The sequence below is a fragment of the Streptomyces sp. NPDC058864 genome, from assembly GCF_042742985.1.
Classification (GTDB): domain Bacteria; phylum Actinomycetota; class Actinomycetes; order Streptomycetales; family Streptomycetaceae; genus Actinacidiphila.
On record NZ_JBHYMQ010000166.1, the window covers coordinates 1 to 1,291 of the forward strand.

A 1,291-nucleotide genomic window follows, 5' to 3' on the forward strand; every position below is an offset into this window, starting at 1 on the left:
CTGCCAGGTCCCGGGGATCTGGATGTTGGCTGAGCCGGGGGCGTCGGAGTAGTCCTTCTCGGCCTCGCCCTCCTCCTCGGGGGCCAGGTCCTCGGTCCCGGGCAGGGCCTCCTGGGTGCCGGGGGGCACGGTGTGGGTCGGAGGCGGGGGCGCCGCCTCCTCGGGGGCCGGCGCTTCCTCGGCCGGGGGCCGCGGCTTCTTCTCCTTCCGGCTGAACGCGCGCTTGACCCTGCCCAGAAGCCCCGGCTTGCGCTCCGGCGCGGGTGCCTCCTGCCGGGGCGCCTCGCCTTCCGGCTGGGGCGCCGGAGCCGCCGCTTCCTCGCGGGGCTCCTCCGGCTCCTCGCCGCCCTTGCGTCCGAAGATCCGCCCGATGATGCCCATGTCAGTTCTCCTTCGCGCTCAGGTAGGACTTGCGGGCCACGGTCACCGGCTTGCCCGCGTCGATCGCGGGCAGCAACTCGGCCAGCGGGACGGTGTATTCGGGCTCGGGCTTCCACTCCCCGCCCTTGGAGCCGAACTTCATGGAGGCCGGGGCGGCGGCCCGGGGGTCGGCCTCGTTGCTGGCCACCGTGACGGCGTCCACCTTCAGGCTCAGGGGCGGGCGGCCCTCTGCCTCGAACTTGGCCAGGTCCCGGTAGGTGTTGCACAGGGCCAGGTCCAGGACCATCTCGGCCCAGTCCGGGCGCCAGTAGATGTCGGCGGCGTACAGGGTGTTGCCGGTCGGGTCGCTCAGGTCCTTCTTCGGCCCGTCCGCACGGGAGAGGTAGCCGCGGAAGGACTGGTACAGGTGGCCCACGACCTGCTTGGCGTACCGGGCGCCGGGGCGGCCCTCCTCCTGCGCGGCCATGACCCGCTCACGGGCGATCCGCAGCTTGTCGTACATCCCGTACAGCGCCCGCTTCGAGGTGGTCCACACCCAGGCTTCGGCCACCTCGGGCTCCCACCCCGGGTAGAGGTCGGCCAGCAGGACGACCGCCGGGGTACGGGCCCAGTGCCCGCCCTCCTCGGAGGGAAGGAACCGCAGCTCCGGCATCCTCTCGTTGGCCTTGTAGGGCAGGTTCAGCAGCCGCCAGTACCCGGCCTTGTTGGCCAGGAACCGGGTGCCGTCCGGGTAGTGGGTGGGGTCACCGATCCCGAGCCAGGCGGAGCCGATCGCGGCAAGCCAGGCCGCGTTCTTGTCGTACTGGTGAAGCCACCCCATCGCCCGCTCGTCGTCGCTGATGGCGTCGGCCGGGCGGTTCCACTGCAGGTTGACCAGCGCCTGCATGTTGCCCACGGTGGGCACCTGCCG

Annotated in this window: 1 protein-coding gene and 1 pseudogene; both read right to left on the bottom strand. The window is 72.3% G+C overall.

Annotated elements, in window-relative coordinates; translation table 11 throughout:
• Positions 1-381 (bottom strand): annotated as a pseudogene (locus tag ACFW3D_RS42155) (hypothetical protein); the annotation flags it as partial.
• Between the two features lies 1 nt (position 382).
• A partial coding sequence (locus tag ACFW3D_RS42160; protein WP_500513800.1) for a hypothetical protein occupies positions 383-1,291 on the bottom strand: 909 nt, incomplete at its 5' end.